Origin of the sequence: Lactococcus sp. NH2-7C (genome assembly GCF_029953655.1) — a bacterium.
In the GTDB taxonomy this organism is placed as follows: Bacteria; Bacillota; Bacilli; order Lactobacillales; family Streptococcaceae; genus Lactococcus; species Lactococcus lactis.
This window is the reverse complement of the sequence record NZ_CP124538.1, coordinates 1,196,543-1,217,456: the sequence shown is the minus strand read 5'-3', so window position 1 is coordinate 1,217,456 and position 20,914 is coordinate 1,196,543. Positions and strand designations below refer to the sequence as shown.

The following is a 20,914-nucleotide window of genomic DNA, read 5'->3' as shown; positions in this document are numbered from 1 at the left end:
ACATTCTTTACTTAAAAATCTCTTATTTAAAAAATTGATAAGAACGAGGAAGATTCTAGCAAAAAAATGGTAATTATGGTATAATATACGCAAAATTTTGAAATAATTGATTCGAGGAAAAATATAAAAATATGAGTAGAATGATGCCGGCACGAGTGCGAAGTGAGGGAATCGCCCTCTATGCGAAAGGCTTCTTAAATGACCCAATTGAAACTGATTTTAAACTAACGGCAGAAATTGATGGTGAAGAGGTAAGTTATGACCTAGATGGCGCGCAAGATAGTTGTACTTGTGCAGTCTTTCAACAAAACCACCGCTATTGCAAACACATTGCAGCGATAGAAGAGTATCTAAAAAATCAAGATAAAGGAAGTCAGGAAACAAAAGACAAAGAAATCAAAGGAGCCGAACGAGCGCTTTTTGGTGAAAATGTTGCTTTTTTAGATGCTGTAAATGGTGAGACACAATTAAATTTCAATACGGATCAATACTCTATCGAAGTTCAAATTGAGGATAATAGTCAGCTTTATGATTATTTTTCAATGGATTATTTTTTGTATTTTGATTTAAAATTAAGAAGTAAAAATTTGGGCCGCTCATACGTTATTAAAGATATTCCTTATTTTCTACGTGCTTTAAAAAATTATAGTCAGTATTCTTTGGGTTCTCTACACTATATTGACCTCTTTTTTGATAATTTTGATGAAGCAAGTCAAGAATTTTTAACTTTTCTTTTAAAAATTGATAGTAAATCCGATGAAGCACTTACCAAATCCTTATATATTAAAAATGGGCGTTATCTTAATATTCCATTTTTATTCCTTGAAGAAGCAATGGACTTAGTTTCAGCTTTAGAGAATTATCAACTTCAGATTACAGGTAGAACGGTCAATTATTTTACATTTATAGCCCTTGATAATGATTCGGAGATTTTTAAATTTAAGGTTGAAAGTCAGCAAGATTATATCGAGTTGAAACTCTACAGTGAGGATTATCATAATTTTTATGATTATTCACTTCTTTATGCCAATAATGTATTTTATAAACTCAATCAAGAACAACGGCGTCTGCTCCTTGTTTTAGATAAGCAATTTGCTAAAAAATCACAAATTAAATTTTCATATGCTGATAAGGATAAATTAGCTCAGGCTCTTCAACAATTATCAACTTTGGGAGAGATTGAAGCGCCAGACCATTTTGTTGTCAGACCTTTTGATGCTAAATTTACTTTTGATTTGTTGGAAGATCAGACCATTAGTTTGGCAATGACTTTTGATTATGGAAGTTTCTCAATAGATAGTTTCCACGATTTAGAAACCCTAGAATTTTCAAGAGATTTGCGTAAAGAGCAAAAGATTTTTGCACTGATGGAACGTTTGCAGTTTGCTAAGGCTTTTAATTCGTCATTAAATATTCCAGAAAATTTATCAGAGAATTTCTTTTTGAAAATCTTACCTGCTTTTCAAAAACTTGGTCAGATTGAACTGTCGCCAACTTTAAGAAATATGAGAATGGATGAAGTTCCTGAAATTCATATTGATAGTCAGGGAGGACTCTTAGATATTTCCTTTGATATTCCTCAGGTTGAAGATGGTGAATTTGCAAATGTTATTGCAAAATTACAAGAAAATGCTGAATTTTATATCAGTGAAAGTGGGAAATTTTATCATTTTAATGAAAAATTTGACCGCTTGAAAGCTGCATTAAATGAACTTGACGACCAATTTGTTATTCAAGGAAGCAGTTTGCATGTTAATATTAATCGAAGTTTTCAAATTTCTAAAATATTTGAAAATATTGGTGGAGCTTCCTTCTCTGAAAAATTTAAATCACTCTATCAACACTTGACGCATCCTGAAGAGTTTCCTTACGAGAAACCAGAACATATTAAGGCTTCCTTGCGTTCTTATCAGGAAACGGGTGTTCGCTGGATGAGTATGCTCTCTCATTATAATTTGGGAGGAATTCTTGCTGATGACATGGGATTAGGTAAAACGGTTCAAGCGATTACTTTTATTCTTTCTAATCTGAAAAAAGATGAGAGTGTTCTAATTACCGCACCAGCTAGTCTTACTTATAACTGGGCAAGTGAATTTGAAAAATTTACTGATGAGATTGATTTTGCTGTTATTGACGGGACAAAAGCCGAGCGAAGTAAAGAAATTCAAGAAAAACATCAAATATATATCACAAGTTATGGTAGCTTCTTGAAAGATTTTGAAGACTATCAGGATAAAAAATTGAATTACTTACTTTTGGATGAAGCTCAAGTTGTCAAAAATTATAGTAGTAAAACCAATAAATCACTATCTGCTCTGAATGTTGAACATACCTTTGCCCTTTCAGGAACACCACTAGAAAATCGAATTGAAGAAATTTGGGCCATTTTCCAAGTGGTGATGCCAGGCTTTTTACCAAAACGTGAAAAATTCAATAAGATGGAACCATCTGTTATCTCAAGATTGATTCAGCCTTTCATTATGCGTCGTAAAAAAGAAGATGTGCTTGAAGAACTTCCAGAAAAAATGGAAATTACGGTCTATAACCAATTAGCTGATGATCAAAAAGTAATCTATTTAGCACAACTCGAATTGATGCAAAAACAAGTTTTGGAAATGGATAGCGCAGCTTTATCTCGTTCAAGAATTGAAATTTTAGCAGGTATTACCCGTCTAAGACAAATTTGTAATACGCCAGCTTTATTCATGGATGACTATAAAGGAAGTTCTGGAAAACTTGAACGTTTACGAGAATTACTGGCACAAATTAAAGATTCAGGCCATCGCCCTTTGATTTTTTCTCAATTTACAAAAGTTTTTCCACATATTGAAAAGTTGATGGAAGAACAAGAAATGACAGCTTATAAACTGACTGGTTCTACTCCAATTAAAGACCGACTTTCAATGGTTCAGGCCTTCAACGCTGGTAGTCGTGATGCTTTCTTAGTTTCACTAAAAGCCGGTGGTGTTGGGCTTAATTTAACCAGTGCCGATGTCGTTATTTTGGTTGACTTGTGGTGGAACCCGGCTGTTGAAGAACAGGCTATTGCGCGTGCCCATCGAATGGGGCAAAAAAATACGGTAGAAGTCATTCGTTTGATTACCAAAGGAACAATTGAAGAAAAAATTATGGAAATCCAAGAACGTAAAAAGGATTTGATTGCTAATGTTTTAGAAGGCGATACAGTCGACAAAGTCCTCAGTGAAGCAGAAATTCGTGAAATTCTTGGAGTTTAACTTTAAAAAACAAAGAAATTAAGCTATAATGGATATTGAAACGGTTATCTTAAAGAGTAAAGACTAATTTGGTAGTCTACAAATCAAGTGAAAAACTCTTTGATAGTAAAGAAAGGCAGCTTTTGTCAATCTTTGATTAAGTTTCATAATTATTTGTAAAGAGTTGAAAACATAAATTAAGAAATTAAATAAACTATAAAAAGTAGGGCAAAACATGGTAGAAAGAAGAGTGGTATTTCCGGTTATTGGTGATGACGAAGCGCTTCAAAAAGATACTCGGGTGATTTTTACTAACCAGCAGTTGCTGACGAGAAATCCTAGCCTCCAGGATGAAGCTTCAATTGAAAATAATAAGCCAAAAACTGATGCCAAGAGACCTGAGAGTTTCAAACCTTATAAAGCTAAAACAAGCTTTAGCACACAGCATCGTCCGTTAAACTCTAATCATGACGGCGTAAGTTCCTATGATAAAATGCCTAAGAAAACTAGCGTTGACGAATCAAAAGAACGTGCAAAACGTGCAGCAGCAACACTTCCAAAGCCTCCTAAACAGTATGTTTCACCATTGGAGCGTGACAAGGAAGATATAACAGTACGTCGTTCAACTTCTGCAATTTTGAATAAGCGACCTTCAGTTAATGATAACCCGATTCGGGATATGAAAAAGCAAGGGATGAATATTTCTGATGCAGTTGCTAAGGGTGGATCTGGGATGAAAAAAGCAACTCCGCATGGAGGAGCTGCTAATGATACACAAAAAGGAAGTTATTTTGAAAATAAGCGGAAAAATATCTTTGACCGTGGAATCGTTTAATTTTCAATTTTAAATGAAAAGACTGACAGAGAAGTTAAATTTTATTATGGTAAAATTTACTTTGGAGATATTACTTGTCAGTTATTTTGTGTGTCTTTGAGCTCATAAAAATTTAAGTAAATAAAAAAATAATTGTAAGAAAAGAAGGGAAATTTCTGTCAGTGATTGACAAAGAAGTAGAATTACTGACAGAAAATTTTATCATGGAAAAAACATATCATTTTACCGGTATTAAAGGCTCAGGTATGAGCGCACTTGCGTTAATGTTACATCAAATGGGGAAAAAGGTTCAAGGTTCGGATTCAACAGATTACTTTTTCACGCAACGTGGTCTTGAACAAGCTGGAGTACCACTTTTGCCTTTTGACGAAAAAAATATTAAACCCGAATTTGAATTGATTGCTGGGAATGCTTTTCGCGATGATAATAATGTTGAAATTGCTTTTGCACATAAAAATGGTTTTCCGTTCAAACGTTACCATGAATTTTTGGGACATTTTATGGAGGACTTTACTAGCATTGGTGTTGCCGGTGCGCACGGTAAAACTTCAACAACTGGAATGTTGGCACATGTAATGTCTAATATTGTAGATACTTCTTACTTGATTGGTGATGGAACTGGTCGCGGGAATGCTGGCAGTGAATATTTTGTCTTTGAATCTGACGAATACGAACGCCATTTCATGCCTTATCATCCTGAATACACAATCATGACAAATATTGACTTTGACCATCCTGATTATTTTGAAGGAATTGAAGATGTCACATCAGCTTTCCAAGATTATGCAAACAATATCAAAAAAGGAATTTTTGCTTATGGTGAGGATGTAAACTTACGTAAATTGACTGCCAAAGCACCTATTTACTATTATGGATTTGAAGCCAACGATGACTATCGTGCTGAAAATTTAGTCAGAAGTACACGAGGTTCATCTTTTGATGCTTATTTCCGCGGTGAGAAAATTGGTCATTTTGTCGTTCCAGCTTATGGTAAACACAATGTATTGAATGCATTATCAGTAGTGGCTGTTTGTCATAATCTTGGCTTGGATATGACAGAAGTCGCTGACCACTTATTAACTTTCCGTGGTGTAAAACGCCGATTTACGGAGAAAAAAGTGGGTGAGACAGTTATTATCGATGACTTTGCTCATCATCCAACTGAGATTGAAGCGACATTGGATGCTGCTCGTCAAAAATATCCGGACCGTGAAATTGTTGCTGTTTTCCAACCTCATACTTTTACTAGAACAATTGCTTTTGCTGACGAATTTGCAGAGGTGCTTGACCATGCGGATACCGTTTACCTTGCTCAAATTTACGGTTCAGCACGTGAAGTAGACCATCATGAAATTACAGCACAAGATTTAGCTGACAAAGTTCGTAAACCAGCCAAAGTAATTGACCTTGACAATGTTTCGCCATTGTTGGACCATGACCGTGGGGTTTACGTCTTTATGGGAGCAGGAAATATTCAAAAATATGAACTTGCTTTTGAAAAATTGCTTAGTCAAATCTCAACTAACTTACAATAAAATGAAAAAAGTACTGACAGTTTTTGGCTCAGTACTTTTTAATTTATTAGAAATCTGTTAGTAAAAAATTCAAGTCACGAGAGTGCGACTTGAATCAAAGGGGTTTATGAAGAAATTATTTAGGGAGTAATATGAGTATAAATGTAAACGCTTAAACGAACCTTAACTTACTAGAAATTATCCTAATAAAATATACTTTATTTCTGCCGTCAGAATATTTGCATCTTTTTCGGACGCACAAATAACGAGCAGAGTATCTGCTCCGGCAATTGTACCTAAAATATCTGTCCGACTATCACGTTCGTCATCTAAAGCATTCGCCAACACATCGGCCTCACCCAATTTTGTCCGAATAACCACTAAAGCTCCGACAGATTTTGCTGAAATAACAAAATTATAAAAATACAACTGTAAATCAGAATTAATTTTGGAATTGCCAGATGTCAAAAATGAGTAAAAACTCTCTCCTTTATCCCGTTTTTTTATAATATTTAATTTTCTGATATCTCTTGATAAAGTAGCTTGTGTTACCTCTACACCGCGTTCTAATAATAGAGATTGAAGCTCTTCTTGAGTCGATATTTTATTATTTGTCACAATTTCTTTAATAATTTCTAATCTTTTATCTCTTTTCATAGCATAATTATACCATATAATGGACTATATATTGACAAAATTAGTGTTTTTTCTGTATAATTAGTGAATGGATGAAAAACAATTAGTAAGCCAAGCACTGTCTGCTGCAATCGATGGTGTTCTTGGAGTAGAACAAATCGCGGCTATTATCGAAAAACCTAAATCGTCAGATTTAGGAGATTTAGCATTTCCAGCTTTTCAATTGGCCAAAACTCTCCGAAAATCTCCACAAATCATTGCTGGAGAAATTGCTGAGAAGATAGATACAAAAGGCTTTGAGAAAGTTATCGCAGTAGGACCATATGTTAACTTTTTCCTTGATAAAAATGCAACTGCCTCAGAAGTAATTCGAGAAGTTTTGACAGAAGGCAAACATTATGGTGATGCAAATATTGGTCAAGGAGGTAATGTTCCGATTGACATGTCTGCGCCAAATATTGCAAAACCATTTTCAATTGGGCATTTACGTTCAACTGTTATCGGGGATTCAATCGCAAAAATTTATGAAAAATTGGGTTATCAGCCAATTAAAATCAATCACTTGGGTGACTGGGGTAAACAATTTGGCCTTTTGATTACAGCTTACAAGAAATATGGTGACGAAGCTACAATTACAGCTAATCCGATTGATGAACTCTTGAAACTTTATGTCAAAATTAATGCTGAAGCAAAAGAAGATCCAGAAGTCGATGAAGAAGGACGTCAATGGTTCCTTAAAATGGAACAAGGCGATGAAGAAGCACTTCGTATTTGGAAATGGTTCTCAGATGTTTCTTTGATTGAATTTAACCGTATTTACGGAAAACTTGGTGTAAGTTTTGACCATTTCATGGGTGAAAGTTTCTATAGCGATAAAATGGATGCCATTGTTGAAGATTTAGAGAGCAAGAATCTTTTACACGAATCAAAAGGTGCTTTGATTGTGGACCTTGAAAAATATAACCTCAATCCAGCTTTGATTAAGAAAACAGATGGTGCAACACTCTATATTACACGTGATCTTGCAACAGCAGTTTACCGTAAAAAAACTTTCAATTTTGTGAAATCTCTTTATGTTGTTGGGGGCGAACAAACCAATCACTTTAAACAATTGAAAGCAGTTTTGAAAGAAGCTGGTTACGATTGGTCTGATGACATGGTTCATGTTCCATTTGGTATGGTGACTCAAGGTGGGAAAAAATTCTCAACTCGTAAAGGACATGTCGTGAAATTGGAAATGGCACTTGACGAAGCAGTTGATCGTGCTGAAAAACAAATTGAAGCAAAAAATCCTAATTTGGAAAATAAAGAAGAAGTTGCCAAACAAGTTGGGGTTGGTGCTGTTAAATTTTATGACTTAAAAACTGATAGAAATAACGGTTACGACTTTGACTTGGACGAAATGGTTTCATTTGAAGGCGAAACAGGCCCTTATGTTCAATATGCACATGCTCGTATTCAATCAATTTTACGTAAAGCAAACCGTAAGGTAGATATTAATAATATTTCTCTCGCAGTTTCTGACGCTGAAGCTTGGGAAATTGTTAAAGCATTAAAAGAATTCCCAAATGTTGTTAAACGTGCTGCAGATAATTATGAACCATCTGTTATTGCTAAATATGCAATTTCGCTTGCGCAAGCTTTTAACAAATATTATGCTCATGTTCGCATTTTAGAAGATGATGCCCAATTGGATGGCCGTTTGGCCTTGATTAGCGCTACTTCAATCGTTTTGAAAGAAGCATTGCGTCTTCTTGGGGTTGCTGCACCTGAAAATATGTAAAAAATAAATTTATCACTTAATCTCTTATCAAAAGGATTTAATTCTTCATGATAAGAGATTTTTTTGTTGCCTTTTTAAAACACTTTTGTAAAATAAGCTTTTTTAATAAAAGCCTAAGAATCGCATGATAACAAAAGAAATGAATAAACGTGAAATTATCAGAATATAAAAAAACATGTATAAATGAATAAACCTTTGTAAAGTGTAGCATAAGTGCTTGACAAAAAATGTGCATAGATGTATAATTTCCTTGTAAACGATTCCAATAATACCGAATCGAAATCAGAAAGGATACTCCAAAATGAACAATGGAATTAATGTTAACTCAGAAATTGGGAAATTAAAATCAGTCCTCCTCCACCGCCCAGGTGCGGAAGTTGAAAATATTACCCCAGACACAATGAAACAACTTTTATTTGATGATATTCCATATCTCAAAATTGCTCAAAAAGAGCATGATTTCTTTGCTCAAACATTGCGTGATAATGGTGCAGAAACTGTTTATATCGAAAATCTTGCGACGGAAGTTTTTGAAAAATCATCTGAAACAAAAGAAGAGTTCTTAAGTCACTTATTACACGAAGCGGGTTATCGTCCAGGACGCACATATGATGGCTTGACTGAATATTTGACTTCAATGTCAACAAAAGATATGGTCGAAAAAATCTATGCTGGTGTTCGTAAAAATGAATTGGATATCAAACGTACAGCACTTAGCGATATGGCAGGATCTGATGCAGAGAATTATTTCTACCTCAATCCATTACCAAATGCCTACTTCACACGTGACCCACAAGCTTCAATGGGTGTCGGAATGACTATTAATAAAATGACCTTCCCAGCTCGTCAACCTGAAAGCTTGATTACAGAGTATGTTATGGCTAATCACCCACGTTTCAAAGATACTCCGATCTGGCGTGATCGTAACCATACAACTCGTATCGAAGGTGGTGATGAATTAATTCTCAACAAGACAACAGTAGCTATCGGTGTTTCAGAACGTACTTCATCTAAAACAATTCAAAATCTTGCTAAGGAATTGTTTGCAAACCCACTTTCAACATTTGACACTGTACTTGCGGTTGAAATTCCACATAACCATGCAATGATGCATTTGGATACAGTATTTACAATGATTAACCATGATCAATTTACTGTCTTCCCAGGAATTATGGATGGTGCTGGTAATATCAACGTCTTTATTCTTCGTCCTGGTAAAGATGGCGAAGTTGAAATTGAACATTTAACTGACCTTAAAGCAGCACTCAAGAAAGTCTTGAATCTGTCAGAACTTGACTTAATCGAATGTGGTGGAGGTGATCCAATTGCCGCTCCTCGCGAACAATGGAATGATGGTTCAAATACACTCGCTATCGCACCAGGGGAAATTGTTACTTACGACCGTAACTATGTAACCATTGAATTATTGAAAGAACATGGAATCAAAGTTCATGAAATTCTTTCAAGTGAACTTGGGCGTGGCCGCGGTGGCGCACGTTGTATGTCACAACCACTTTGGCGTGAAGATTTGTAATTTAAAGAATACAAAATGTTAGTAAGTCAAATTGATAAATTTACGAATAAACGTTTTTAAATTAGGATTTGATAATTAAATTATCAAGTGAAGAACGGATTAGTAGCTCGTCGATGTAATTTAAAAAAATCATTAGACATAATAAAAATAGAAAAAGGAAGAAAAAATAATGACATCACCACTTATTACAAAAGCAGAAGTAAACTCAGTATTCCAAGGTCGCAGCTTACTTGCTGAAAAAGATTTTACACCAGCTGAAATTAACTACCTTGTTGATTTTGGGCTTCATTTGAAAGCATTGAAACAACAAAATATTCCTCACCACTACCTTGAAGGTAAAAATATTGCCTTGCTATTTGCAAAGACTTCAACTCGTACACGTGCTGCCTTTACAACTGCTGCCATCGACCTTGGTGCTCATCCAGAATACCTTGGGGCAAACGATATTCAATTGGGAATTAAAGAATCAACAGAAGACACAGCTCGCGTGCTTGGATCAATGTTTGATGCTATCGAACGTCGTGGATTCTCTCAAAAAGAAGTTGAAGATTTGGCAAAATACTCTGGTGTTCCAGTTTGGAATGGTTTGACAGATGATTGGCATCCAACGCAAATGATTGCAGACTTTATGACTGTTAAAGAAAACTTTGGACATCTTAAAGGTTTGACATTAGTCTACGTAGGTGATGGTCGTAACAACATGGCGAACTCACTTATCGTAACTGGTTCTATGCTTGGTGTAAATGTTCATATTGTTGCTCCTGATTCACTTCATCCTTCTAAAGAAGTTATGGATATTGCAAATAAATTTGCTGAAAAATCAGGTGCTAAACCTCTTGCAACTTCAAATATTGAAGAAGGAGTTAAAGGCGCAAATATTATTTATTCAGATGTTTGGGTATCAATGGGAGAATCTAACTGGGAAGAACGTGTTAAACTTTTGACTCCATACCGTATCACAATGGATATGCTTAAAATGACTGGAAATGCTGACAATGGTCAATTGATCTTTATGCACTGCTTACCAGCATTCCACGATACTGAAACTGAATATGGTAAAGAAATCAAAGAAAAATATGGTTTGACAGAAATGGAAGTGACTGACGAAGTTTTCCGTTCTAAATATGCTCGCCAATTTGAGGAAGCAGAAAATCGTATGCACTCTATCAAAGCAATCATGGCTGCAACTTTGGGTAATTTATTTATCCCAGCAGTTCCTGAAGATTTTAAATAATTAAAATAGATAATTTGTCAGTTTACTGACAGAGCTGTCAGTAAACTGACAAATTTTGATTTAAGTCGTTGAAAGCAGTCTAAGATAAAATTAGACTGTTTTGACGGTTGAAATCACTGAAAGGATTGATATGGACGCAGAAAATAAAAAAGGAATTGGCCTTGCTGCTTTAGTTGCGATTATTGTTTCTGGAGCGATTGGTGGTGGGGTATTCAATCTCTCTAACGATTTAGCAACAAATGCCTCACCTGGTGGTGTTGTCATTTCATGGATCGTTATTGGTTTTGGTATCTTAATGTTGGTTTTATCACTGAATCATTTGGTGGTAAATAAACCTGAACTTTCAGGTGTATCAGATTATGCACGTGCTGGTTTTGGTAATATGGTTGGTTTTATCTCAGGTTGGGGTTATTGGTTATCTGCCTGGGCAGGTAACATTGCCTTTGCTGTTTTGATGATGACTTCCGTTGACTATTTCTTCCCCGGCGTTTTTCAAGCTAAGAATGGTTCTTTGACCATTCTGTCAGTAATTGTTGTTTCAATTATTTCGTGGGGATTGACCTTACTTGTTATGCGAGGTGTTGAAGGGGCCGCTGCCATTAATGCAATTGTACTTATTGCAAAATTGATTCCCTTGTTTGTTTTTGTAATTGCTGGAATAGTAACCTTTAAAGCTGGAGTATTCAGTGCTCACTTCTGGCAAAATTTCGTTGCGAATACAAATGCTGATGGTGTAATCAAGAGCCTAACTTGGTCTAATATGACTGGTGGAGATTTATTCAGTCAAGTCAAAGGTTCGCTCATGGTTATGATTTGGGTCTTTGTCGGAATCGAAGGGGCCGCCATGATGGGTGACCGTGCAAAACGTAAATCAGATGCCGGTAAAGCTTCAATTCTTGGTTTAATTGCCTTGCTAGTAATTTACATCTTGCTCTCATTATTACCATTTGGTTTTATGAGTCAACAAGAGTTAGCAAACACAGGTCAACCTGGCTTAGTTCATATTTTGAACGCCATGGTTGGTGGTTGGGGTGGCTCACTAATGGCTATCGGTCTAGTGATTTCACTTCTTGGTGCTTGGTTATCATGGACAATGCTTCCAGTTGAGGCAACACAACAATTGTCAGAACAAAAATTACTTCCTAGTTGGTTTGGTAAACTTAATGACAAAGGTGCACCTAAAAACTCACTTTTGTTGACACAATTAATTGTTCAAATCTTCTTGATTGTCACTTATTTTGTAGCTGATGCTTACAATGTCTTTGTTTACCTTTGTACTGCTGTTATCATGATTTGTTACGCCTTAGTTGGTTTATACCTCTTTAAATTAGGGATTCAGGAAAAGAAAACAAGTAATATTGTGATTGGTTTCATCGCAGCTGCTTTCCAAATTTTAGCATTGTACTATTCAGGTTGGCAATTTGTTTGGCTTTCACTAATTCTCTATGCTGTTGGTTTCATTCTTTATGCCTTAGGTAAAAAAGAATATGGTACTAAAATGTCTACGGCAGAGTTAATAGCAACTTTTGTTTTAACAGTTTTAGGAATTCTTGCTGTTTTTGGAGTATATGGAAACTGGCTTGGATTGCAAGATGCCCTTGGAATTGATGGTAATACATTACTTGTTGCTGTTGTTCCACTGATTGTAGTGACATTTATTGTTTACTTCGTCGTTCGTAGCGATATTAACAAAAAAGAAATAAAAAATTAAGCAAAGGGGTACAGAAATGGTAAGGCGTATTGTTGTAGCCCTTGGTGGGAATGCTATTCTGTCAAAAGACCCATCAGCAAAGGCTCAAAAAGAAGCACTTGAAGTTACAGCTGAACAATTGATTCCATTAATTAAAGATAATGACCGGCAAATGGTTGTGACTCATGGAAATGGACCACAGGTTGGAAACTTACTATTACAACAACTAGGTTCAGATAGTGAAAAAAATCCAGCTATGCCATTGGATACAGTTGGAGCAATGACCCAAGGTGAGATTGGCTTTTGGACGGTTCAAGCATTTACAAGAGCAATGGCAAATAATGGATTGGAGCGTTATCCAGTTATTTCAGCAGTGACTCAAACATTGGTTGATGAAAATGATCCAGCTTTTAAAAATGCTAGTAAACCAATTGGTCCTTTTTACACAGAAGAGCAATTGCCAGAAATTAAGAAGCAATTTCCTGATTGGGAAGTGATGGAAGACGCTGGTCGTGGATATCGCCGAGTTGTTCCAAGTCCTAAGCCACTTGAAATTATTGAAGCTAAAGCTTTTGGACCAATCTTAGAATCTGGTAGTCTATTGATTGCTTCTGGCGGTGGTGGAATTCCCGTCATTAAAGATGGTAATGGTTATAAAGGCGTTGAAGCCGTGATTGACAAAGATTTCTCTGCAGCTAAACTAGCTGAAATGGTTGGAGCAGACGAACTTTTGATTTTGACAAGTGGTGGTGACGTTTATTTGAACTATGGGAAAGAAAACCAAGTTCATTTGGAAACAGTCAAAGTTTCTGAAATGCGCAAATATGTTGACGAAGAACGTTTTGCAAAAGGTTCAATGGGACCGAAAGTCGAAGCAGCTGTCAGTTTTGTTGAACGAACAGGTAAGACTGCTACAATTACTAGCCTTGACAATGTTGGAAATTTTGTCAAATCTGGTAGTGGAACGAGAATTGTTCCTTAAATAAGAAAAAGATAGAGGAGAAATAATTTTATGGTAAGACGTATGGTCGTAGCCCTAGGTGGTAACGCTATTTTAACAGATGACCCAACAGCAAAAGCGCAAGAAAAAGCACTTGAAACAACAGCAGAACAATTAATTCCCCTTATTAGAAATAATGATGTGGAAATGGTTGTCACTCATGGTAACGGACCACAAGTCGGAAATCTTTTATTGCAACAATTAGCGGCGGATAGTCCTAAAAATCCAGCAATGCCAATTGATACAGCTGTTGCAATGACTCAAGGACAAATCGGATTTTGGATGGGTCAAGCTTTTACAAGAGCTTTGATAAAAAATAATATGGAACGTGTTCCAGTCATCTCTGTAGTGACTCGTACAGTTGTTGATAAAGATGACCAAGCTTTTGAAAAACCTACTAAACCAATTGGTCCATTCTATGATGAAAAAGGATTGGCAGAAATGAAAGCTCAATACCCCGACTGGGTATTTGTTGAAGATTCTGGCCGTGGTTATCGAAGGGTAGTTCCAAGCCCTAAGCCAACACGTATCGTTGAGGCCGAGGCGATTAAGCCACTGATTTCATCAAGCGTTTTGGTGACTGTATCTGGTGGTGGAGGAATTCCTGTCATTGAAACTAAAGATGGTTATGAAGGGGTTGAAGCTGTTATTGATAAAGACTTTTCAGCAGCGAAAGTAGCTGAACTTGTTGAAGCAGACAATCTTTTGATTTTGACTGCGGTAGATAATGTTTTTGTTAATTTCAATAAACCTAATCAGAAAAAACTAGAAACAGTAACAATGGCAGAAATGAAAGCTTATATTGAAGAAGGTCAATTTGCTGCAGGTTCAATGCTTCCAAAAGTAGAAGCAGCAATGGAATTTGTTGCCCGTACAGGACGTCCTGCAACAATTACTTCTTTGGAAAATCTTGAAGACTTCCTCAACAATGATTCAGGAACAAAGATTATTCCTTAAAGATAAAAATGCTACATTTTTGATGTAGCATTTTTTTATAAATGTAATCTAAAAATCGATAAACTTTCCGATATTTTATCAATAATTATTGTACAATTAACATGTAAACGATTTATATTGATAAAGTTACTGACAAAATGCGAGTATCAGCTATAAACATTAAGGTAAAATGATCACTAAATCTGTCAGTAAAAAATAAAGAGAGGAAGACAAATTTAAAAAAATTTTCGTTAAAAAATATTTAAATTTGCAAATAAAACTTATGGAACTTGTACAATTTGGTTGTGAAGACTGGCTCAATGTTTGGGAAAAATCTGCAACGATTGATATTGCTCAGTCAACCATTGATTCACTATCTTTGGAAGAAGTTTTGGCCTTTGAAGAAGACAATGGCAAAGCTTTTATGTCACAGATGATGAAAGAAAAATTTAGTTATGGTTGGATTGAGGGTTCACCAGCCTTTAAATCAGAAGTGGCAAAACTTTATAAAAGAGTGCCAGAGGATAATATTTTATCTACAAATGGGGCTACCGGAGCAAATTTCCTTACAATTTTAGGATTAATCGGCCAAGGTGATCATGTGATTGCTCAATACCCTTCTTATCAACAATTATATGATTGGCCCAAAACCTTAGGTGCTCAAGTTGATTATTGGCATATCAAAGAAGAAAATAATTGGTTGCCACAAATTGAAGAATTACGTCGTTTAGTTAAAAGCAATACGAAACTTATTTGTTTAAACAATGCGGCCCAACCAACCGGAGCAATTATGAGTCCTAAATTTTTGTCAGAAGTGGTTGAAATTGCACGTAGTGTTGATGCTTATATTCTTTGTGATGAAGTTTATCTTCCACTAGATGAAGAAACGCCTTATTCACCTATTGCTGATTTATACGAAAAAGGAATATCAACTAACTCTATTTCTAAAACTTATTCTGTACCAGGAATTCGTGTGGGTTGGGTAGCCACTCAAGACCGTGACCTTTGTAATGAATTTAGAAAAATTCGGGATTATACCTTGATTTGTACAGGAGTCTTTGATGATGCAGTAGCGGCTTTAGTATTAAAACATAAAGATAAAGTACTTGAACGCGCTCGTAAAATTGTCAAAGGTAATCTATCAATTTTGAAAGAATGGGTGGAAAATGAACCCTTAGTTTCAATGGTCTATCCCAATGTGGTATCTGTAAGCTTTGTTAAATTTGAACAACTTGACCCGACAAAAACTGAAGATTTTGCAATCCAACTTCTTCGCGAAAAAGGAGTCTTAATTATTCCTGGAAATCGTTTTGATTTACCTGGCTATGCGAGAATAGGATATTGCACAGATGAAGCAACCTTACGTCAAGGTCTTAAACGCTTATCTGAATTTTTGAGAGAATATCAAGGTTGATATATTTTTTATAAAATACATTTCTGTTTTACTAAAATGTATAAAAAGTGTATAATAAAGAATTGTTGGTATAATTATAATTGAAGAATATAAAATAGTCTCTATATTCAAGAGACTGTTTTATATTTATAATGGTATTATATAAATTTAATTATAGGGAATTTATGATTAATATAGTAGAAAGTGAGTAAATGGAAAACAAGAAAACAAAAGGGATTAGCCTTTTTGCACTAATAGCGATTATTATTTCTGGAGCAATTGGAGGTGGAGTTTTCAACCTTGCCAATGACCTCGCCAATGGTTCAACGCCTGGTGGAGTTATGATTTCATGGCTCTTTATTGGTTTTGGGATTTTAATGCTTGTCTTGAGTTTTAATCGACTGATTACAATTAGACCTAAACTTTCAGGAGTTTCTGATTATGCCCGAGAAGGATTTGGAGACTTTGTAGGTTTCCTATCAGGTTGGGGTTATTGGATTTCAGCTTGGACTGGAACAATTGGTTTTGCAGTTTTAATGATGACATCTGCTGATTATTTTTTCCCTGGTAAATTTGCTAATTCTAATGGTTCGTTGACTGTTTTATCGGTAATTATTGTTTCAATAATCTCATGGATTTTAATGTTTCTGGTTGACCGAGGAGTAGAAACTGCTGCACTTGTAAATGCGGTTGTTATGATTGCAAAACTCATTCCCTTAGTTGTATTTTCAATTACAGGGATTATCCTATTTAAAGCTGATGTTTTCACTCAACACTTTTGGCAAACCTTTACAAGCAATCTAGCTGCGGATGGGTCAGTTAAAAGTCTAGTTTGGCATGCGATGACTGCTGGTGGGCTTCTTGATCAAATTAAAGGCTCGCTGATGGTTATGGTTTGGGTATTTGTCGGGATTGAAGGCGCAGCAATGATGGGAAATCGGGCAAAGAAAAAATCGGACACAGCTAAAGCGACAATTATTGGTCTGGCAGTTTTGCTTGTCATTTATGTCCTTTTATCATTACTTCCTTACGGTTATATGGACCAGGCAAGTTTGGCAAATGTTAAGGCGCCAGGCTTAGTTTATATTCTTAACGAGATGGTCGGTGGCTGGGGCGGAAGTCTGATGGCAATCGGATTAATCATTTCCTTATTAGGAGCTTGGCTTTCGTGGACAATGTTACCAGTTGAGGCGACACAGCAATTGGCAGAGCAAAAGCTATTGCCAAGTTGGTTTGGTAAGCTGAATAAATATCACGCTCCAAGTAATTCTTTACTTATAACTCAGCTGATGATTCAAATTTTTATTATCATTACATATTTTGTAGCCAATGCCTATAATGTCTTTATTTACATGGCAACGGCTGTAATTATGATTTGTTATGCTTTGGTTGGAGCATATCTTCTTAAAATTGGGATTAAAGAAGGTTCAATTAAAAATATTTTAATAGGATTTTTCACCTTTGCTTTCCAAGCTCTTGCCCTTTATCTTTCAGGTTGGCAATATGTTTGGTTGGCGATGATCCTTTATACGATTGGTTTCATTTTATTTATTAAAGCTAAAAAAGAAAGTCTACAATCAATATCAGCTAAGGAGTGGACAGGAATGTTCATTGTGGCCTTATTAGGAGTTTTAGCAATTCTAGTTTTGATTTGTGGCGCAAAATCAGGAACAGCTTTAGATCTTAGGGGATTATTAGGCTACTAAACAAAATATAAAATAAGTTGTCTTATATAAATTAATTTTATCGGTATTTTTCTAAAAGGGAGCAAAGGAGAGAATTGATGAGAACTTTTTCAGAAGTTAAGGAATTATTAGCTGAGCTTGAAATTCCTTATAATATAGTAGAGCATCCAGCAAGCCATTCAACTGAGGAGTCGGATAACTACATTAAAGATTATGAAGGTTGTCGTTCCAAAACTTTAATTTTAGCTAATAAAAAGTCTACCCAGTTCTATATGATAATTATGGATGATGCTAAGCAGGTTGATATGAAGCGCTTGGGAGAAATTATTGGAGTGAAAAGACTTCATTTTGTCTCTGAAGAACGATTAGAAGATATGCTTGGATTAAACTCGGGAATCGTTTCTCTTTTTGGGCTTGTTGGTAAACATTATGATAATATGCATATTTATTTTGACCAACAAATGCTTGATGATTATCAAATTCAAACTTTTCATCCTAATGATAATACTAAAACGATTTTCTTTGCGATGGACGCATGTTTTACAATTTTGAAGTCGCAGGACTATGATTATCAAATTATTGATTTATAAGTTAAAACTCTTACTTGTTAAGAGTTTTTTTAATCAATCTATTGAGTCTAAAAACTAATTCTTGTATAATAGCAATATGTTAACTTTCCCCCTCATCAATGATACTTCTCGAAAAATCATTCATATCGATATGGATGCCTTTTTTGCGTCTGTTGAGGTGCGTGATAATCCGAGCCTAAAAGGAAAGCCGGTTGTTATTGCTAGGAATCCACTACAGACAGGTGGGCGTGGTGTGGTTTCAACTTGTTCTTATGAAGCGCGTGCTTTTGGAATACATTCAGCGATGAGCGCTAAGGAAGCTTATGATCTTTGCCCACAAGCTATTTTTATTTCAGGAAACTATGAAAAATACACAAAAGTAAGTAAACAAGTTCGTGAAATCTTTAAACGTTACACCGATGATATTGAAGCAGCTTCAATTGATGAGGCCTATTTAGATGTAACAGAAAATAAAATCGGTGCTCAATCAGCAATTAAAATTGCTAAGTTGATTCAACATGATATCTTTGTTGAGTTAGGCTTAACCTGTTCTGCAGGAGTTTCTTATAATAAATTTTTAGCGAAAATTGCATCTGATTATAAAAAGCCCCATGGCTTAACCTTAATTATGCCAGAAGAAGCATTAGAATTTTTAGCAAAATTACCGGTGGAAAAATTTCACGGTGTTGGAAAAGCCACAGTTCCTAAATTACACGCACTAGGTTTCTTTAACGGGGGAGATTTACAAAAAGCCGACCCAGTTGATTTAGCTGAAAGATTCGGAGTTTATGGTTGGGAACTTTATCAAAAGGCCAATGGAATACATAACTCGAAAGTCAAAAATTACCGTGAGCGAAAGTCAGTTGGAAAAGAACGAACTTACGGTAAATTATTATATCTTCCAGATGATATTAAAGCAGAGTTGAGTAAAATTTCTGGCAAAGTTTCCGACTCATTAAAGAGTCATCAATTAAAAGGAAGTATTGTCATTTTAAAATTGAGATATTCTGATTTTACAACATTGACAAAAAGAAAATCTTTAGTAGAAAAGTTAGAAGGTTCAGAAGAAATTGCAGAAGTAGCACAAGAGATATTTGAAGAACTTGAATATGATGAAAGTTTAGGAGTAAGGCTCTTAGGGGTTACGGTGACAGAATTTGGTGACCAAAAAGCAACATTAGATATGCAATAGTTAGAAACGGGATGAAGGCAATTTCAGCTCGTTTTTTTGTGATTAGATAATAAATGATACCAAGTGAACAAGCAATTTGAAGGAGCAGCATTTCGTTTAAGAAAGTTAACGAAAATGAAGCGGTAAAAAACCATAAAAAATCACCACTGCCAACTCTTAAATTGAATTTTTCAGCTAAAAAGGCTAAAATAAGCCAAAAATAGAAAAAGGGAGAAAGAGGAAATATTAAAATAAAACTGAGTGCAAAAATAAACCAGATAATAAAAGGAAAACTATGCTGACGATAATCAAAAGCAGATAAAATTATTGAAAGAATAATCAGTAAAAATTGGCTAGGTTCAAGATAATTTATCCAAGCTAAAACAAAAGCTAAAGCTGATGAGAACTCCAAAAAAACATATAGATATGGAATTTTACTTTTACAATAAGGACACTGTGACCTCGATCTTATTTGAGAAAAAATAGGAATTAGATCACGATAGGCTAAAAGTTGATGACAAGAATCACAATGTGAGCGTCCAAAAATGATCGATTTTTTTAGTGGAATGCGGTCAACTATTAAGCCAAAAAATGAGCCAAAAATACTTCCAATTACAAATATAAATAAAATGTCCATACTAATCTATACGAAATAAATGAAGAATTGTAACTTTAAATATAGCGAAAAAAGAAAATAAGTAAATCATTTGAGAAAAAAATCTCATTGGTTTATAATATATTTATAGAAAAGTTAATATTAAGTCTCTTTGTGACATTTAATATTTAAAAAATGGAGGTTAGTTATGTCAAATGAACACACACAAGAAGTTTTAAATCAAACAGTTGCTGATTTATCAAAAGCATCAGCACTTGTTCATCAAATCCACTGGTATTTACGTGGACCTGGTTTCCTTTACCTACACCCAAAAATGGATGAATTGAAAGATCAATTGGATGAACATTTGGACGAATTTGCAGAACGTCTAATCACTATTGGTGGTTCTCCAGTTTCAACCTTAGCAGAATTTGATAAAAATTCTAAAATTGAAATGACTCCCGCCGTTTGGGGAAAATCTAATTCAGAACGTGTGAAAGAATTGATTGTTGCTTACAAATATTTGACTCAACTCTTCAAAGATGGCATTAAAATTGCTGGTGATGATGGTGATGATGTGACAGTTGACTTATATACGACTGCACTTGGAGATATTGAAAAAACACTTTGGATGATTGAAGCTGAAGTAGGTTAATTACTTTATAAATAAAAACTCTCTGTCAGTTAATGATAGAGAGTTTTTTATTTGAAATTTACTAATAAGACGATTAGTAATTAGATACCAGATTTAGTTTTACCATTCCAAGAATTCAAACCACTTTTAAGGATATAAACTTCAGGAATGCCAGCTTTTTTTAGTTTTTTAGCAACTTTTGCTCCGCCAACAGGACGACCATTTTCATAAAGGAGTACAGGTTTATGTTTACTTAAGGCATTTAAACTTTGGTCAATTTGTCCAGCAGGAAGATTACGAGCACCAAGAATATGTTTAATACGAAAATCTTTTGCTTCACGAATATCAATTAATTGAGAAGTAGGCATTAAACGAGCAAACTCAGCTTCTTCAACAAGTTTAGCATTACGACGAAGATTCCAACGAGGATAGACAAACATTCCGATAATTACTAAAACAAGAATGATATCAATGATAATAATAACCAAAA

General features: G+C 35.1%; 17 protein-coding genes. 14 read left to right on the top strand and 3 right to left on the bottom strand.

The genetic code is table 11. The annotated features are described in order from the left end of the window. The first annotated feature begins 131 nt into the window (after window positions 1-131). The 3 genes from QJV49_RS06065 to murC all read left to right on the top strand — a co-directional run bounded on the left by QJV49_RS06065 (window position 132) and on the right by murC (window position 5,585). On the top strand, window positions 132-3,236 hold the full coding sequence (locus QJV49_RS06065) for a DEAD/DEAH box helicase (protein ID WP_017865107.1): 3,105 nt from the start codon (window positions 132-134) through the stop codon (window positions 3,234-3,236). 214 nt (window positions 3,237-3,450) lie between these two features. Beyond that, complete coding sequence (locus QJV49_RS06060) at window positions 3,451-4,050, top strand: hypothetical protein (RefSeq protein ID WP_225512539.1); 600 nt, start codon at window positions 3,451-3,453, stop codon at window positions 4,048-4,050. A gap of 203 nt (window positions 4,051-4,253) precedes the next feature. Then, complete coding sequence (gene murC / locus QJV49_RS06055; protein WP_225512581.1) at window positions 4,254-5,585, top strand: UDP-N-acetylmuramate--L-alanine ligase; 1,332 nt, start codon at window positions 4,254-4,256, stop codon at window positions 5,583-5,585. Between the two features lie 177 nt (window positions 5,586-5,762). Here murC and argR read toward each other — a convergent pair whose 3' ends face one another. Next, window positions 5,763-6,221, bottom strand: a complete 459-nt coding sequence (gene argR / locus QJV49_RS06050; protein WP_021723092.1) for an arginine repressor — start codon at window positions 6,219-6,221, stop codon at window positions 5,763-5,765. Between the two features lie 67 nt (window positions 6,222-6,288). Here argR and argS point away from each other — a divergent pair, with 67 nt between their 5' ends. The 10 genes from argS to dinB all read left to right on the top strand — a co-directional run bounded on the left by argS (window position 6,289) and on the right by dinB (window position 19,216). Next, window positions 6,289-7,983, top strand: a complete 1,695-nt coding sequence (gene argS / locus QJV49_RS06045; protein ID WP_225512540.1) for an arginine--tRNA ligase — start codon at window positions 6,289-6,291, stop codon at window positions 7,981-7,983. Window positions 7,984-8,284: 301 nt separating this feature from the next. Beyond that, the gene (gene arcA, locus QJV49_RS06040; protein ID WP_225512541.1) at window positions 8,285-9,517 is read left to right on the top strand and encodes an arginine deiminase; all 1,233 of its coding nucleotides are present in this window, start codon (window positions 8,285-8,287) and stop codon (window positions 9,515-9,517) included. A 169-nt stretch (window positions 9,518-9,686) separates the two neighbouring features. Beyond that, a complete protein-coding gene (argF, locus tag QJV49_RS06035) occupies window positions 9,687-10,751 on the top strand; it encodes an ornithine carbamoyltransferase (protein WP_021723095.1) in 1,065 nt (354 codons plus the stop codon). 130 nt (window positions 10,752-10,881) lie between these two features. Then, window positions 10,882-12,462: a basic amino acid/polyamine antiporter gene (locus QJV49_RS06030; RefSeq protein ID WP_225512542.1), complete on the top strand. Its 1,581-nt coding sequence runs from the start codon at window positions 10,882-10,884 to the stop codon at window positions 12,460-12,462. A 16-nt stretch (window positions 12,463-12,478) separates the two neighbouring features. Further along, the gene (gene arcC / locus QJV49_RS06025) at window positions 12,479-13,423 is read left to right on the top strand and encodes a carbamate kinase (RefSeq protein ID WP_225512543.1); all 945 of its coding nucleotides are present in this window, start codon (window positions 12,479-12,481) and stop codon (window positions 13,421-13,423) included. Between the two features lie 30 nt (window positions 13,424-13,453). Beyond that, entirely contained in the window at window positions 13,454-14,398 is a 945-nt protein-coding gene (arcC, locus tag QJV49_RS06020) for a carbamate kinase (protein WP_012898533.1), read from the top strand. 262 nt (window positions 14,399-14,660) lie between these two features. Further along, window positions 14,661-15,791 carry an aminotransferase gene (locus tag QJV49_RS06015; protein ID WP_225512544.1) on the top strand — a complete coding sequence of 377 codons (1,131 nt, stop codon included), beginning with the start codon at window positions 14,661-14,663 and terminating at the stop codon, window positions 15,789-15,791. A 191-nt stretch (window positions 15,792-15,982) separates the two neighbouring features. Next, complete coding sequence (locus QJV49_RS06010; protein WP_225512545.1) at window positions 15,983-17,476, top strand: basic amino acid/polyamine antiporter; 1,494 nt, start codon at window positions 15,983-15,985, stop codon at window positions 17,474-17,476. A 77-nt stretch (window positions 17,477-17,553) separates the two neighbouring features. After that, the gene (locus tag QJV49_RS06005; protein WP_225512546.1) at window positions 17,554-18,045 is read left to right on the top strand and encodes a prolyl-tRNA synthetase associated domain-containing protein; all 492 of its coding nucleotides are present in this window, start codon (window positions 17,554-17,556) and stop codon (window positions 18,043-18,045) included. A gap of 76 nt (window positions 18,046-18,121) precedes the next feature. Further along, window positions 18,122-19,216 (top strand): DNA polymerase IV, encoded by a 1,095-nt coding sequence (dinB, locus tag QJV49_RS06000; protein WP_225512547.1) that lies wholly within the window; start codon window positions 18,122-18,124, stop codon window positions 19,214-19,216. Here dinB and QJV49_RS05995 read toward each other — a convergent pair. Next, entirely contained in the window at window positions 19,167-19,832 is a 666-nt protein-coding gene (locus QJV49_RS05995) for an A24 family peptidase (RefSeq protein ID WP_225512548.1), read from the bottom strand. The genes dinB and QJV49_RS05995 overlap by 50 nt on opposite strands. A 166-nt stretch (window positions 19,833-19,998) precedes the next feature. Between QJV49_RS05995 and QJV49_RS05990 the strand changes: the two genes are divergently transcribed. After that, window positions 19,999-20,445 (top strand): DNA starvation/stationary phase protection protein, encoded by a 447-nt coding sequence (locus QJV49_RS05990; RefSeq protein ID WP_004254538.1) that lies wholly within the window; start codon window positions 19,999-20,001, stop codon window positions 20,443-20,445. Between the two features lie 80 nt (window positions 20,446-20,525). On the opposite strand, the gene QJV49_RS05985 is transcribed toward QJV49_RS05990, so the two are convergent. Further along, entirely contained in the window at window positions 20,526-20,912 is a 387-nt protein-coding gene (locus QJV49_RS05985) for a rhodanese-like domain-containing protein (protein ID WP_225512549.1), read from the bottom strand. Window positions 20,913-20,914 lie beyond the last annotated feature (2 nt).

What these genes read in the sequence shown, in the direction of transcription:
- QJV49_RS06065 (WP_017865107.1), top strand. Translation starts at nt 132, where the DNA reads ATGAGTAGAATGATGCCGGCACGAGTGCGAAGTGAGGGAATCGCCCTC.
- QJV49_RS06060 (WP_225512539.1), top strand. Translation starts at nt 3,451, where the DNA reads ATGGTAGAAAGAAGAGTGGTATTTCCGGTTATTGGTGATGACGAAGCG.
- murC (WP_225512581.1), top strand. Translation starts at nt 4,254, where the DNA reads ATGGAAAAAACATATCATTTTACCGGTATTAAAGGCTCAGGTATGAGC.
- argR (WP_021723092.1), bottom strand. Translation starts at nt 6,221, where the DNA reads ATGAAAAGAGATAAAAGATTAGAAATTATTAAAGAAATTGTGACAAAT.
- argS (WP_225512540.1), top strand. Translation starts at nt 6,289, where the DNA reads ATGGATGAAAAACAATTAGTAAGCCAAGCACTGTCTGCTGCAATCGAT.
- arcA (WP_225512541.1), top strand. Translation starts at nt 8,285, where the DNA reads ATGAACAATGGAATTAATGTTAACTCAGAAATTGGGAAATTAAAATCA.
- argF (WP_021723095.1), top strand. Translation starts at nt 9,687, where the DNA reads ATGACATCACCACTTATTACAAAAGCAGAAGTAAACTCAGTATTCCAA.
- QJV49_RS06030 (WP_225512542.1), top strand. Translation starts at nt 10,882, where the DNA reads ATGGACGCAGAAAATAAAAAAGGAATTGGCCTTGCTGCTTTAGTTGCG.
- arcC (WP_225512543.1), top strand. Translation starts at nt 12,479, where the DNA reads ATGGTAAGGCGTATTGTTGTAGCCCTTGGTGGGAATGCTATTCTGTCA.
- arcC (WP_012898533.1), top strand. Translation starts at nt 13,454, where the DNA reads ATGGTAAGACGTATGGTCGTAGCCCTAGGTGGTAACGCTATTTTAACA.
- QJV49_RS06015 (WP_225512544.1), top strand. Translation starts at nt 14,661, where the DNA reads ATGGAACTTGTACAATTTGGTTGTGAAGACTGGCTCAATGTTTGGGAA.
- QJV49_RS06010 (WP_225512545.1), top strand. Translation starts at nt 15,983, where the DNA reads ATGGAAAACAAGAAAACAAAAGGGATTAGCCTTTTTGCACTAATAGCG.
- QJV49_RS06005 (WP_225512546.1), top strand. Translation starts at nt 17,554, where the DNA reads ATGAGAACTTTTTCAGAAGTTAAGGAATTATTAGCTGAGCTTGAAATT.
- dinB (WP_225512547.1), top strand. Translation starts at nt 18,122, where the DNA reads ATGTTAACTTTCCCCCTCATCAATGATACTTCTCGAAAAATCATTCAT.
- QJV49_RS05995 (WP_225512548.1), bottom strand. Translation starts at nt 19,832, where the DNA reads ATGGACATTTTATTTATATTTGTAATTGGAAGTATTTTTGGCTCATTT.
- QJV49_RS05990 (WP_004254538.1), top strand. Translation starts at nt 19,999, where the DNA reads ATGTCAAATGAACACACACAAGAAGTTTTAAATCAAACAGTTGCTGAT.